Source organism: Rhizobium sp. SRDI943, from assembly GCF_057653695.1.
Genome location: NZ_CM172787.1, coordinates 1,318,761 through 1,331,146, shown reverse-complemented (window position 1 = coordinate 1,331,146; position 12,386 = coordinate 1,318,761). Strand labels below are relative to the sequence as shown.

The following is a 12,386-nucleotide window of genomic DNA, read 5'->3' as shown; positions in this document are numbered from 1 at the left end:
TGCTTTGAGGGGTGTCAAAGACATTCGGGGCGGAAAGCCTCGCTTCCCGCCCCGACCGCAGTTTCGTCAGGATCAGCCCTTGAACGAGGCCGTCCAGTAATCCTCGATCTGCTTCACGAGAGTTTCCGGAAGCGGAACGTAATCGAGGGCAGAGGCTTCCTTCTGGCCGTTTTCGAGCGCCCACTTGAAGAAGGCGAAGGCAGCCTTGGAGCGCGCCGCATCCTTCGGCTCCTTGTACATGATCGCCCAGGTCGTGGCGGTCACCGGCCAGGCTTTTTCGCCCGGAGCATTGGTCATGATCAGGTAGAAGTCCTGAGCCTTGGTCCATTCGGCGCTGGCGGCAGCAGCCGAGAAGCTTTCCGCATTCGGCTTCGGATACTGGCCTGCGGCGTTCTGGATCAGAACGTAGGGCAGTTTGTTCTGCAGGGCGTAGGCGTATTCGACGTAGCCGATCGAATCCTTGACGCGGGTGACGTAAGCGGCAACGCCTTCATTGCCCTTGCCGCCGATACCGACCGGCCAGTTGACGGCGGTCCCTTCGCCGACCTTGCTCTTCCAGTCTTCGTTGACCTTGGAGAAGTAGTTGGTCCAGTTGAAGGAGGTGCCCGAACCGTCCGAACGGTGGACGACGGCGATCTGGCTGTCGGGCAGTTTCAGGCCGGGATTCAGATCGGCAATGGCCTTGTCGTTCCACTTGGTGACATTGCCGAGGTAGATGTCGGCGAGAACCTTGCCCGTGAGCTTCAGTTCGCCCGCCTTGATGCCCTTGACGTTGATGACGGGCACGATGCCGCCGACGACGAGCGGGAACTGACCGAAGCCGCCAGTCGTCAGGTCTTCCGGCTTCATCGGAGCGTCGGACGCGCCGAAGTCAACCGTTGCAGCCTTGACCTGGGCGATGCCACCGCCCGAACCGATCGACTGGTAGTTCAGCTTGTCGCCGGTCTGCTTGTTGTAGTCCGCAGACCATTTGGACAGGACGGGATAGACGAAGGTGGAGCCGGCGCCGGTGATGTCGGCGGCGGACGCCGAAACCGCCAGAGCGGCAACCAGGCCGGCGCCGAGGCAGGCCGAAAGAAGTTTATTGCTGAGCATATGAAGCGCTTCCCTAATGGATTTGAAAAACAACGGGACCAGCGCCATGGAGGGGGTGTCCATTGTCTGGGGCGCTGAAATTCCCGTCACAGCAGGCGGGCTAGGCGCGTTTTATTACAGTTTGATGACGGAATTTGACGGTCGCAACCAACCGTGGGGCCGTGCCGCGAATGCTGCAGTTACGGCCTTTTCATTGAATCGCGGATTTAACAAAGCCTTAGCAAAAACATCGGGATAGATTGACGCATGGCTGTGGTGGATTGCCGCAGCGATGCCTGGAAATGTCGTTTTCAGGATTTCAAAGTGCGGGGCGGCCGCTCGTGCCCGATACCGAATTCGTGCGATGGCCTTTACGAGATCACGCGGCCGACTCTTCTCGCAGCCTGCTGGATATGTCGCATGCCGACATGGGTTTTCCGAGCATATAGCCTTGAAGCTGGTCGCAGCCGGCGTCTCGCAAGATCGCCGCCTGACGGCTATTCTCAATACCTTCCGCGGTCACGGGAATCCGCAGAGCAGTCGCCAGGGAGATGGTTGCCCGAAGAATATCGGCGCCATTTGCGGTTTCATCGAGAGCGGACACCAGCGAGCGGTCGATCTTCATGCGATCAAACCCAAACTGCCGCAATGCACCGATGCTGGCGTAGCCGCAGCCAAAATCATCAAGAGCAAACTTTATGCCGACGCGCTTGAGCTGGTCTATCGACCGACGGGCCTGATCCGGATTTGTCATCAGAACGCCCTCAGTGATTTCCAGTGTCAGGCGGTTTGGATTGAAATCCAACTCCTGCAGGATCGTGATCACTTGGGCAGCAAATTCCGGATTGCAGAGCTGGATCGGCGAAACATTCACCGACAAAGTCAGACCGGGCCAGCTCTTGGCATGCCCGATCGACGTTCTCAGCATATGGACGCCAAGGGCATCGATGAGGCCGCATCTTTCAGCAAGAGGGATGAATATTTCCGGGCTGATGTTTCCCGTTGCAGTTTTCCAGCGCGCCAGTGCTTCAAGACCGGTGACAGCACCGGTCGAAGCAGAGACGAGAGGCTGGAAAACGGCTTCGATTGCGCCGCTGACGATGGCGTTTTTCAAGAGACCTTCCAGCTCGGCGACCCGTATGCGTTCCCGGTCCAGTTCGGGGTCGTATTCAATCGCCTGACCTTTGCCATTTGCCTTGGCACGATAGAGGGCCATGTCGGCTCTGCGAAGAAGCTCCAAAGGCGATATGTCTCCATCGCGCGCCGCAGCTCCGATGCTTGCGCCAACTTCGATCGTTCGCCCGTCAATTTTGAAGGGCTCGGCAAACAGCGCCAGAATCGCCTCTTCGATCTCTTCGCCTGCAGTGGATCCAACGTGCACCAGCGCGAATTCATCGCCTCCCAGCCGGGCCGCGGCCAGGACTTCGGGATGACTGGTCATCAGCGCGTTCGAGACGATCCGGATCAAATCATCCCCAACCGCATGTCCCCAAGCATCGTTGACCGCCTTGAAGCCGTCGAGGTCAACCAAGTAAAGCCGCGGCGATGAAGGATCCCGGCTCTCCAGATCCTCCAGCAGGCGGAGAAGCCCCTGTCTGTTCAACAAGCCACTCAAGCTGTCATGGCTCGCTTCGAAGCGAGCTGTTTGCGCCAGTTGGCGCAGGCGCCGCGCCTCGGATGCGCCAACCAACAGAACGCCGATCAAGAATAGTGAAAGGATGACGGTAGAAGCTGCAACATAGGGATAGACCTGATGAAACACGGCGCTTCCGGGGGCTTTGCTCGGCCAAACGAGATAGCCGATGACGGCTCCCTTCATGTCGGTGATCGGCGTGTTCAGGGATCCCGGCTTGGGGGTCGTCTCGAGGCTCAGCCCCTCGAGTTCATGTTCGTTGGAGAGAGTGTCGAGAACCTCCGACGTAAACTCCTTATAGAAACTCAGCACGCTGAACTTCGGAACCTCGGCGGCGGTCTCGAACGGCTGGATCGCCTGCGAGGCGATCAGCGCTATACCGCTTTCGGTCTTGATGAAATTGACCACCGGCGCCTTCGCCGGAGCGGCAGCAGCATTGATCTGCTGATAAAAAGCTTCCCCGAAAAACGTGCTCGGCTGGAAGGGCTTGCCTTTGGCATAGGCCGAGACGATCGAAGACCGGTCAGGGCCGGTCACGATCGCGCCGTCATAAAGCGCATAATCCTCGCTGGTTTTTCCCCAATTCTCATAGGCCCAATCCGCAGCGGCCGGAGATGAGACCGCACTATAAGCATCGTCCCATATGGCATTGTCCGTCGTTGTCCCGCTCAGGCGAGCCACAAAGGCTGCGACCGCCGCGCGGGCGGCGCGACTGGCCCTGGCATCGTCGATCTCGTTCACTGAGCGGGTCATGGTGACAACGACATGCGCCATCAGGCCAGTCAATACGAGGGCGACGACAAGGAAACAGACGGTTGTCGCAATGATGGAAGACGTTTGAGTCCGAACGTGCCTGGCTGCAAGATTCGACGACATGCAAATTCCGCAAAGATTAATTGCAAGGCCATGTCTGTGGGACGGCAGGAGACATCATGTCCGCAATGCGCTGCAGATAAGGTTTAGCATTTGCCGATGTAGGCCCGATTAATGGGTTTGGTTAAAAGCGTGCTATCCGGGAAAGAGGCGCCGCCATTCGCAGAAACGGGCCGTCATCACCGCAAATCGGGACCGTCCGCCATCGTCAGCGTCGGTCTGCTGGCCCGCTCAAACCTTGATCACATAGTCCTTGCGAGTCGTTTCAACGACTTCCCACGTTCCCTTGAAGCCGGGTCTGAGGATCATCCGGTCGCCCGCCTTCAGATGAACCGGCTCACCGCTGTCCTCCGTCACGATCGAGTGGCCGGACAGCAGGCTGAAATATTCCCACTCCTCGTAGACGATCCGCCACTTGCCCGGTGTCGCCTCCCAAATACCGGAATAGAGGCCGCCTTCTGCCTCCTCCAGATTCCAGGTACGGAAATGCGGATCGCCGGAGATAATCCGATCGGCTTCAGGGGCGCCGAACTCGGGTTCGACGCCGTCGATGCTGAAGGTGAGAAAGTTTGTCATGGTCACCATAGACTTCGTTGATCTCAGATCTTCGAGAGCGCCTGTTCGAGATCGGCGATGATGTCCTTGACGTCCTCGATGCCGACGGAAAGGCGAACCACGTCAGGCCCCGCGCCGGCAGCGATCCTCTGCTCGTCGGTCAACTGCCGGTGCGTCGTCGAGGCCGGATGGATGACGAGCGAACGGGTATCGCCGATATTGGCGAGATGGGAGAAGAGCTCCAGCCCCTCGACCAGCGTCTTGCCCGCCTCATAACCGCCCTTGACGCCGAAGGTGAAGACGGAGCCGGCGCCCTTCGGCGAGTAGCGCTGCTGCAGGGCGTGGTTCGGATCATCGTCGAGCCCGGCATAGTTCACCCAGGCGATCTTGCTGTGCGCCTTCAGCCACTTCGCAACGGCGATCGCATTGTCGCTGTGGCGCTGCATCCGAAGCGGCAGCGTCTCGATGCCGGTCAGGATCAGGAAGGCATTGAAGGGCGAGATCGCCGGCCCGAGATCGCGCAGACCGAGCACGCGGGCAGCGATCGCAAAGGCGAAATTGCCGAAAGTGGCGTGCAGGACCATGCCGTTATATTCCGGCCGAGGGCTCGACAGCATCGGGTAATTGCCGGATTTCGACCAGTCGAACGTGCCGCCGTCGACGATGAGGCCGCCCATGGAATTGCCGTGGCCGCCCAGAAACTTCGTCAGCGAATGCACGACGATGTCGGCGCCGTGTTCGATCGGACGGATGAAATAGGGTGTCGCCATCGTGTTGTCGACGATCAGCGGCAGGCCATGGCGATGCGCGACGTCGGCGATGGCGGCGATATCGACGAAGGTACCGCCGGGATTGGCCAGGCTTTCGATAAAGATGCCGCGCGTCTTGTCGTCGATCTGGCTTTCGAAGCTTGCCGGATCGGCGGCATCGGCCCAGCGCACCTGCCAGCCGAAATTCTCGAAGGCGTGGCCGAACTGGTTGATCGAGCCGCCGTAGAGCTGGCGGGCAGCGATGAAATTCTCGCCAGGACGCATGATATTGTGGAAGACGATCACCTGCGCCGCATGGCCGGAGGCGACGGCAAGGGCTGCCGTGCCGCCCTCGAGCGCTGCGACACGCTCCTCGAGTACCGCCTGCGTCGGGTTCATGATGCGGGTGTAGATGTTGCCGAAAGCCTGCAGACCGAAGAGGGCGGCGGCATGATCGGAATCATTGAAGACGAAAGCGGTCGTCTGGTAGATCGGCGTTACCCGCGCGCCGGTCGCCGGGTCGGGCTGCGCGCCGGCGTGGATCGCCAACGTGTTGAATCCCGGATCATTCTTGGCCATGTCGTCCTCCCGTTACTGCTGACGGGAGGATCATAGCCTCTCGCGAACGAAAGTTAATCGCGATCCGTTTCAACCCATGGGCGTTCCGTGGAAAATCCGTCTCCGCGGACCGCAACTCAGGCAATAAGACGGGGATACTCGATCGCCGGGCAGCGGTTCATCACCACCTGGATGCCGGCAGCCTCCGCCTTTGCCGCAGCCGCATCGTCGCGGACACCAAGCTGGGACCAGATGATCTTCGGCAGCGGGCTCAGCGCCAGTGCCTCCTCGACGACCCCATCCAGATATTCGGAGGCGCGGAATACGTCGACCATGTCGATCGGCACGGGAATGTCGGCGAGCCGGGCATAAACGGTGCGGCCCTGGATCTGTTTGCCCGCCTGCCCCGGATTGACGGGAATGACCTCGTAGCCGCGCGACAGCAGATAGCCCATGACGCCGTTGCTCGGCCGGGCCGGATTGGGCGAGGCGCCGGTCAGCGCTATGGTCTTTATCGAATGCAGGATTCCGGCGAGGTAATCATCCGTGTAGGCGTCGTGATTCATGTCCGCTTCTCCAACTCCCGAGAGCCCTTCGGCACGGCCGGCATGTTTTTTTGGGTTTCCATGAAACCGGCTGCTGTCTTTCCCGTATATATGAATTGGATACTTCCTGAGGATGATTCGATGAAAAAAATCGCTCTTGCCCTCATGCTCGTGCTCGCCGCATCGCCGGCGTCGGCGATCTCGCGCTACAATCCGCTCACCATGAGCTGTGCCAGCGTGCGTGCCGCCATCCACAATCAGGGCGCGGTCATCTTCCGCTACCAGTCTCCCCGTGGCTTGCCGCTCTACGATCGCTATGTCCGCAACAGCAATTATTGCGACGCGACCGATTATGCGGAATGGACGCATATCCCTTCGAAAGACACTCCTCGCTGCCAAGTGCTGAACTGCCAGAACATCGACAACCTTGACGGGATGCTCTTCGTTCCCAATCATCAGCTCTGATGTTTTTCGCCGTCATGGCGGACGCAGGAACTGCGCGCCTTTCGCGGTTGCGAAAGGTTTGTGATCAATCCCGCGGTGCGATTTCGTAACGATTGCACAATCAGGAGCTTTAATTTTCCCGTATATCAAAGTTATAGAATAATATCTATATTTCAGTACCATAGAATAAACGGTTCTCGCATTCCTCTAGAGATTTTCTCTTTTTGTTCGCGATACCATCGCTCTTTGTTCCCGCATCCATTAGAAACAGCTCATAGTTGAAAGGATCGCATGGATTGAACGCATGTCGCGCGCACGTAAAAATTGCTAAATTGAGTCGCCATTGTTCACATACTGAAAGAATGCTATTCGACATATGAATGCATAAGCGACCGCCGCCGCGCATTTTCGTGCAAATCCAAGTTGTCTTTTCAGGAATTTGAAACGCCGAAGGCGAGGTGTGTTCCTCTTCCTCTCATCCTTTCCGGATTACTCCCTTGCCTCTCGACGTCATCCTGCTCGTTCTCTTCGGCGCACTGCTGCACGCGACATGGAACGCCATCATCAAGGCGGGGAGCGATAAGTCCCTCGATGCGGCGCTGATCTCGGCCGGCGGCGCGGTTTCGGCACTGCCGTTCCTGCCATTCCTGCCGTTGCCGGACGCCTCGGCCTGGCCGTTCATCGGCGCCTCTGCCATCCTGCAGTTTGCCTATTTTCAACTGGTCGCCGCCGCCTACCGGGCTGGCGATATCGGCCTTGTCTATCCGCTGATGCGTGGCTGCGCGCCACTCCTGATCGCCGCGACAAGCGGTTTCATCCTGAAGGAAAATCTTTCCGGCGGCGCCCTTGCCGGCACGATGACGATCTCGGCCGGCGTGCTGACACTCGCCCTGGAGGCGCGGCGCGGCGGCAGCCGGGCCGTCATCCTCTCGCTTGCCAATGCCTGCGTCATCGCCAGCTACACCTATGTCGACGGAATCGGCGCGCGCATCTCCGGCAATGCGATTTCCTACACTTTGTGGATGTCGCTGCTGCCGCCGGTGCTGCTGTTTTCCTGGGCAGCGTCCCAGCGCGGCGCTTTCGCTGTGATGCGTCACGTTCGTCGCAACTGGTGGCGCGGCCTTATCGGCGGCGCCGGCTCGATCGCTTCCTACGGGCTGGCACTCTGGGCGATGACGAAAGCCCCGGTCGCGACCGTCGCAGCCTTGCGCGAAACCGCAATCCTGTTTGCGCTGGTGATCTCGATCACCGTCTTCAAGGAAAAAGCCAGCATCTGGCGCTACGTCGCCGGCGTCGTCATCGCGATCGGCGGGCTGCTTCTGAGACTGGCGTGATCACTCGCCTGTCCATTCGGCCTTGCGCTTGCCAAGGAAGGCGCCGATCCCTTCCTGCGCATCCTCAGTCAGCATGTTCTCGACCATCACCCTGGCGGTATAATCATATGCCGCCTCCACGGGCAGTTCGAGCTGCCGGTGGAAGGCTTCCTTGCCGATCTTCAGCGTCAGCGGCGACTTGCTGGCGATCACGGCCGCATATTTGGAAACCACCTGCGCCAGATACTGCTTCGGCACGATACGGTTGACGAGGCCGAAATCCTTGGCGGTCGAGGCGTCGATCGTCTCGCCGGTCAGCAACATCTCCATCGCCTGCTTGCGGTGCGCGGCACGGGAAACGGCCACCATCGGCGTCGAACAGAACAGGCCGATGTTGACGCCCGGGGTGCAGAATGTCGAACTGTCCGTGCAGATCGCCAGATCGCAGGAAGCAACGAGCTGGCAGCCCGCAGCCGTTGCAAGCCCGTCGATCTCGGCGATGACAGGCTTGGGCAGATGCGCGATCTTCAGCATCAGATCGGCAGCGAGCCGGAAGGTTTTTTCGAAGAAACCGGCGCCCTGGTCTTCATCGGCGCGATGGGCCTTGAGTTCCTTGAGATCATGCCCGGCGGAAAAGACATTGCCGGTCGAGGCGATGACGACGACGCGTACACCCGGCTCCGTCCCGGCCGTCTCCAGCTCTTCCAGCAGCGCTTCGAGAAGCGCGATCGAAAGCACATTGGCCGGCGGGTTGTTGAGCACGAGCCGCAGCACGCCGTCGCGCAGCGAGCGGGTCAGCAAGCCGCCCTCTTCCGCTCCGGCGTCCTTCCGGAAGGATACGATTTCGGCCATGTGCTGCTCCCTGCGCTCGATTCCAGATCGCCTTTCTGCCACAAGGCGCCGGCAATTTCGAGCGGGATCCTTCTTCCGCACAGACCACCGCCGTCAGGACCAGAACCACGATTTCGATGTCTCGGCCTTCGCCTGCGTACGGGTCAGACCGACATCGCAAAGCTCGTCGTCGGTGAGTTCCGAAAGCGTGCGACGGCTGCGGCGCTTTTCGAGGTGATGTTCGACCGTCATCAGCAGCCGCCGGCTCCATCGCGCCATCCCGCGAAGTCTCGACCGAACGATATTGCGAGGTGTGTCAGGGATCCCGCTTAATTCCAGGGCCATGTCTTTCTTCCTTTCTTCAGCGGGTGAAAGATGCGCTGGAAGATGCAGCAAAAGAAGCTTATGGATATTATGATATGCATAAGGATTTCTTTTGTATGCCTCTCCATCTCGATCAGCTTGCCGCCTTCGTCAATGTCGCCGATCTCGGAAGCTTTACGGCTGCGGCCGACAAGGAAGGCCTGACTCAGCCGGCCGTCAGCCTGCAGGTCAAGGGGCTCGAACAGCGGCTAGGCGTCCGGCTGATCGAGCGCGTCGGGCGGCGGGCGCAGCCGACCGCGGCAGGCCTCGACCTGCTCGTGCATGCAAGGCGCCTGCTCCAGGAATCGGCTGCCGCGGAAGAAGCGATGATGCCGTATAGAGATGGCGCCAGCGGCCACGTGCGCATCGGCAGCGGCGGCACGGCGTCGATCCATCTGCTTCCTCGCGCCATCGCCGTCGCCAGAAAATCCATGCCCGGCCTCGAAATCACCGTGCGCATCGGCGATGCCGACGACATTCTGCGCGATCTGGAGGCCAACAGCCTCGACATCGCCGTCGTCGCCCTGCCGGCATCGGGACGGAACTTCGAGATCGAGCCGTTCTACGAGGAGGAGTTGCTGGCCGTCGCCCCCGCGGGCAGCCTGATGCCCGAAAACGGACCGGACGCCGCCTTCATGCGCGACAGGACGCTGCTGCTTTATGAGGGCGGCAATACCAGGCGCGCAATCGACGCGTGGCTGGCTGCACCGGATACCAGGATCCGGCCTGCGATGGAGTTCGGCAGCATCGAGGCGATCAAAGAGCTGGTCGCCGTGGGGCTCGGCTGGTCGATCCTGCCGGGGCTGGCGCTGAAGCGCGACCGCGCCGGCCTGGTGACGACTTCATCGCTGAACCCGCGGCTCACGCGCCGCCTCGGCATGGTGCTGCGCCGGGACAAACATCTGACACGCGGCCTTCGCGAAATGATGAAGTGTCTGCGCGCGTTCAAAGGTTAAGAGCCGCTTTCGACCGTCGGATGCTATTTCAAACCGGCAGAGACGACGTGAAAAACGTCAAGCGCAGCAGTCCGCGACCGCGGAAATGTGAGGTATCAAAATACCACATATCTAAGTATCTGTTTTTGCTACAAAATTTTTCTAAACCTTCGGGAAATCGATATTGACCCGATATCACATTCCCTTTATACACCGCGCCAGAACGCAGCCTATCCGGGCTGCTTTCTTTTTGGCATGCCTCGTGCCTGCCAATCCAAGCAACAAGAAACGCCCTTCAAGCCTTCGGGCCAAGGGTCCCAAAAGAGAGTATTCACTATGGCAACCTTCTCCCAGAAGCCTGCAGAGGTGGAGAAGAAGTGGGTGATCATCGACGCCGAAGGGCTGGTCGTTGGCCGTCTCGCTTCCATCATCGCTATGCGCCTGCGCGGCAAGCACAAGGCAACCTTCACGCCTCACGTTGACGACGGCGACAACGTCATCGTCATCAATGCCGAAAAGGTCGTTTTCACCGGCAAGAAGTATTCCGACAAGGTCTACTACTGGCACACCGGTTATGCCGGTGGCATCAAGGAACGTAGCGCACGCCAGATCATCGAAGGCCGCTTCCCGGAGCGCGTCCTCGAAAAGGCCGTCGAACGCATGGTTCCGCGTGGCCCGCTCGGCCGTCGCCAGATGAAGAACCTGCGCGTTTACGCCGGCTCCAACCATCCCCATGAAGCCCAGCAGCCGGTCGCCCTCGACGTTGCCGCGCTCAACAAAAAGAACGTAAGGAGCGCCTGATATGGCTGACCTCTCCTCCCTGAAGGATCTCGGCACGGTTTCCGAAGCTGCTGCTCCGGCCCACGTCCGCAAGGTCGATTCGCTCGGCCGCTCCTATGCGACCGGCAAGCGCAAGAACGCCGTCGCCCGCGTCTGGGTCAAGCCGGGCTCCGGCAAGATCACCGTCAACGGCAAGGAATTCGCGGAATATTTCGCACGTCCGGTGCTGCAGATGATCCTGCGCCAGCCGATCGTTGCGGCTGCCCGTGACGGCCAGTTCGACATCGTCGCAACCGTTGCCGGCGGCGGCCTCTCCGGCCAGGCCGGTGCGGTTCGCCATGGCGTGTCCAAGGCGCTCACCTACTTCGAACCGGGCCTGCGCGCGGTACTGAAGAAGGGCGGCTTCCTGACCCGCGACAGCCGCGTCGTCGAACGCAAGAAGTACGGCAAGGCAAAGGCCCGCCGCTCGTTCCAGTTCTCCAAGCGTTAATCGCTTCGGACAGACGGAATTTACGAAGGCCGGGGCAACCCGGCCTTTTTGTTTTGCGCTGTTTAAACCAATCGGAAGCGTGCCGGCATGCCATTGTCGCATTCCAGCTCCGCTGGTAGAAACTTGGCAAAGTGCTTCGGAAATGAGCGAAGCCGCAGTCAGGGTCGAATCATGGGAACAACCAAGTCCGCAGACAAATAAGCCGCAACAACTCTGCCCTGTTGTTGCGGCGTCTGTCCGGTCAATCCCGATACTGATGAAGAGACAGATCGCCGCCGAATGAAATCATTTGAGCGGGTTCTTTCCCATGTCTTGTCCCAAAATCCAGCAATGGACCTATTCCCTGCCGGCAGCCTTGCTGCTTATGGCACCTTTCGACATCCTGGCTTCGCTCGCCATGGATATCTATCTGCCGATCGTGCCGGTCATGCCGGAGGCGCTCGGCACTTCGCCGGCGGTCATCCAACTGACCCTCAGCCTCTACATGCTCGTGCTCGGTGTCGGCCAGATCGTCTTCGGCCCAATTTCCGATATTATCGGACGACGGCCTGTCCTGCTTGGCGGTGCTGCACTCTTTGCCGCGTCATCCTTCCTGCTTGCCGGCTCCTCGTCAGCCCCGATCTTCGTGGTCTTGAGATTGCTGCAAGCAGTCGGCGCGTCGGCGACCCTCGTCGCAACTTTCGCAACCGTGCGTGACGTCTACGCCGGGCGTCCCGAAAGCAGCACGATCTATAGCCTTCTCGGCTCCATCCTCTCTTTCGTGCCCGCACTCGGCCCGATCATCGGAGCCGCGATCGCGGATCGCTTCGGCTGGCGCGCCATCTTCCTCGTCATCGGCCTCCTTTCGGTTGCCGCGCTTTTCAACGCCGGTATGCGATGGCACGAAACCCGCCCTGCCGTCACCGCCAAGATCGCTCTCCGCGCGATCCTTACAAGTCTTCCCTTCTGGGTTTATACGGGCGGCGACAGCGCCTGGCCACTCGTGGGCTATGTCTCAGCGACCGCGCTGACGACGCTGGCTGGATTGTGGTGCCTGCGGGAGCCGGTCCGATAGGCAGCGAGCGAATGACGGTCGCTCGACGATAACGAGCGGCCGTCGTCCGAACGATTGCTTGAAATCCGTCCGCACCTCGCCTACGCCTTTCTGCGCGCGGGGGATCGGCCAATTCCTTCGCAAGAGACCCGACGCTCTGGCGTCGAACGGCGATCCTGCAATGCAGCGTCCGTATCGAACGCGACTATG

General features: G+C 60.0%; 13 protein-coding genes and 1 pseudogene. 7 read left to right on the top strand and 7 right to left on the bottom strand.

What is annotated here, in order from left to right:
- Positions 1 to 72: 72 nt before the first annotated feature.
- Entirely contained in the window at positions 73 to 1,095 is a 1,023-nt protein-coding gene (gene pstS, locus AC245Y_RS06745; protein WP_026157317.1) for a phosphate ABC transporter substrate-binding protein PstS, read from the bottom strand.
- A 16-nt stretch (positions 1,096 to 1,111) separates the two neighbouring features.
- Between pstS and AC245Y_RS06740 the strand changes: the two genes are divergently transcribed.
- Positions 1,112 to 1,333 (top strand): hypothetical protein, encoded by a 222-nt coding sequence (locus AC245Y_RS06740; RefSeq protein WP_157628320.1) that lies wholly within the window; start codon positions 1,112 to 1,114, stop codon positions 1,331 to 1,333.
- A gap of 120 nt (positions 1,334 to 1,453) precedes the next feature.
- On the opposite strand, the gene AC245Y_RS06735 is transcribed toward AC245Y_RS06740, so the two are convergent.
- The 4 genes from AC245Y_RS06735 to AC245Y_RS06720 form a co-directional block, all read right to left on the bottom strand.
- Complete coding sequence (locus AC245Y_RS06735) at positions 1,454 to 3,583, bottom strand: bifunctional diguanylate cyclase/phosphodiesterase (RefSeq protein WP_017993608.1); 2,130 nt, start codon at positions 3,581 to 3,583, stop codon at positions 1,454 to 1,456.
- A gap of 228 nt (positions 3,584 to 3,811) precedes the next feature.
- Positions 3,812 to 4,156, bottom strand: coding sequence for a cupin domain-containing protein (locus tag AC245Y_RS06730; protein ID WP_026157316.1), 345 nt, complete (start codon positions 4,154 to 4,156; stop codon positions 3,812 to 3,814).
- A 23-nt stretch (positions 4,157 to 4,179) separates the two neighbouring features.
- On the bottom strand, positions 4,180 to 5,463 hold the full coding sequence (locus AC245Y_RS06725; RefSeq protein WP_017993606.1) for an O-acetylhomoserine aminocarboxypropyltransferase: 1,284 nt from the start codon (positions 5,461 to 5,463) through the stop codon (positions 4,180 to 4,182).
- A gap of 116 nt (positions 5,464 to 5,579) precedes the next feature.
- Positions 5,580 to 6,008 (bottom strand): CoA-binding protein, encoded by a 429-nt coding sequence (locus AC245Y_RS06720; RefSeq protein ID WP_017993605.1) that lies wholly within the window; start codon positions 6,006 to 6,008, stop codon positions 5,580 to 5,582.
- 120 nt (positions 6,009 to 6,128) lie between these two features.
- Here AC245Y_RS06720 and AC245Y_RS06715 point away from each other — a divergent pair, with 120 nt between their 5' ends.
- On the top strand, positions 6,129 to 6,452 hold the full coding sequence (locus AC245Y_RS06715) for a hypothetical protein (RefSeq protein ID WP_026157315.1): 324 nt from the start codon (positions 6,129 to 6,131) through the stop codon (positions 6,450 to 6,452).
- Between the two features lie 476 nt (positions 6,453 to 6,928).
- On the top strand, positions 6,929 to 7,765 hold the full coding sequence (locus AC245Y_RS06710) for an EamA family transporter (RefSeq protein ID WP_017993603.1): 837 nt from the start codon (positions 6,929 to 6,931) through the stop codon (positions 7,763 to 7,765).
- Here the strand turns inward: AC245Y_RS06710 and AC245Y_RS06705 are convergent, their stop codons facing one another.
- Both AC245Y_RS06705 and AC245Y_RS06700 read right to left on the bottom strand, forming a co-directional pair.
- Positions 7,766 to 8,596 (bottom strand): enoyl-CoA hydratase, encoded by an 831-nt coding sequence (locus tag AC245Y_RS06705; RefSeq protein WP_017993602.1) that lies wholly within the window; start codon positions 8,594 to 8,596, stop codon positions 7,766 to 7,768.
- Between the two features lie 93 nt (positions 8,597 to 8,689).
- Positions 8,690 to 8,920, bottom strand: a complete 231-nt coding sequence (locus AC245Y_RS06700) for a DUF1127 domain-containing protein (protein WP_017993601.1) — start codon at positions 8,918 to 8,920, stop codon at positions 8,690 to 8,692.
- Between the two features lie 74 nt (positions 8,921 to 8,994).
- On the opposite strand from AC245Y_RS06700, the gene AC245Y_RS06695 reads away from it, so the two are divergent.
- From AC245Y_RS06695 to AC245Y_RS06680, 4 genes and pseudogenes are all read left to right on the top strand, one after another.
- A complete protein-coding gene (locus tag AC245Y_RS06695; RefSeq protein WP_017993600.1) occupies positions 8,995 to 9,894 on the top strand; it encodes a LysR family transcriptional regulator in 900 nt (299 codons plus the stop codon).
- 315 nt (positions 9,895 to 10,209) lie between these two features.
- Positions 10,210 to 10,674, top strand: coding sequence for a 50S ribosomal protein L13 (gene rplM / locus AC245Y_RS06690; RefSeq protein WP_003558420.1), 465 nt, complete (start codon positions 10,210 to 10,212; stop codon positions 10,672 to 10,674).
- 1 nt (position 10,675) lies between these two features.
- Complete coding sequence (gene rpsI / locus AC245Y_RS06685; RefSeq protein ID WP_003558419.1) at positions 10,676 to 11,143, top strand: 30S ribosomal protein S9; 468 nt, start codon at positions 10,676 to 10,678, stop codon at positions 11,141 to 11,143.
- A gap of 307 nt (positions 11,144 to 11,450) precedes the next feature.
- Positions 11,451 to 12,116: pseudogene (locus tag AC245Y_RS06680) on the top strand (MFS transporter); the annotation flags it as partial.
- Between the last annotated feature and the right edge of the window lie 270 nt (positions 12,117 to 12,386).

Excerpts from the sequence above, each read along its gene's own strand:
- pstS (WP_026157317.1), bottom strand. The coding sequence starts at position 1,095 with ATGCTCAGCAATAAACTTCTTTCGGCCTGCCTCGGCGCCGGCCTGGTT.
- AC245Y_RS06740 (WP_157628320.1), top strand. The coding sequence starts at position 1,112 with ATGGATTTGAAAAACAACGGGACCAGCGCCATGGAGGGGGTGTCCATT.
- AC245Y_RS06735 (WP_017993608.1), bottom strand. The coding sequence starts at position 3,583 with ATGTCGTCGAATCTTGCAGCCAGGCACGTTCGGACTCAAACGTCTTCC.
- AC245Y_RS06730 (WP_026157316.1), bottom strand. The coding sequence starts at position 4,156 with ATGACAAACTTTCTCACCTTCAGCATCGACGGCGTCGAACCCGAGTTC.
- AC245Y_RS06725 (WP_017993606.1), bottom strand. The coding sequence starts at position 5,463 with ATGGCCAAGAATGATCCGGGATTCAACACGTTGGCGATCCACGCCGGC.
- AC245Y_RS06720 (WP_017993605.1), bottom strand. The coding sequence starts at position 6,008 with ATGAATCACGACGCCTACACGGATGATTACCTCGCCGGAATCCTGCAT.
- AC245Y_RS06715 (WP_026157315.1), top strand. The coding sequence starts at position 6,129 with ATGAAAAAAATCGCTCTTGCCCTCATGCTCGTGCTCGCCGCATCGCCG.
- AC245Y_RS06705 (WP_017993602.1), bottom strand. The coding sequence starts at position 8,596 with ATGGCCGAAATCGTATCCTTCCGGAAGGACGCCGGAGCGGAAGAGGGC.
- AC245Y_RS06700 (WP_017993601.1), bottom strand. The coding sequence starts at position 8,920 with ATGGCCCTGGAATTAAGCGGGATCCCTGACACACCTCGCAATATCGTT.
- AC245Y_RS06695 (WP_017993600.1), top strand. The coding sequence starts at position 8,995 with ATGCATAAGGATTTCTTTTGTATGCCTCTCCATCTCGATCAGCTTGCC.
- rplM (WP_003558420.1), top strand. The coding sequence starts at position 10,210 with ATGGCAACCTTCTCCCAGAAGCCTGCAGAGGTGGAGAAGAAGTGGGTG.
- rpsI (WP_003558419.1), top strand. The coding sequence starts at position 10,676 with ATGGCTGACCTCTCCTCCCTGAAGGATCTCGGCACGGTTTCCGAAGCT.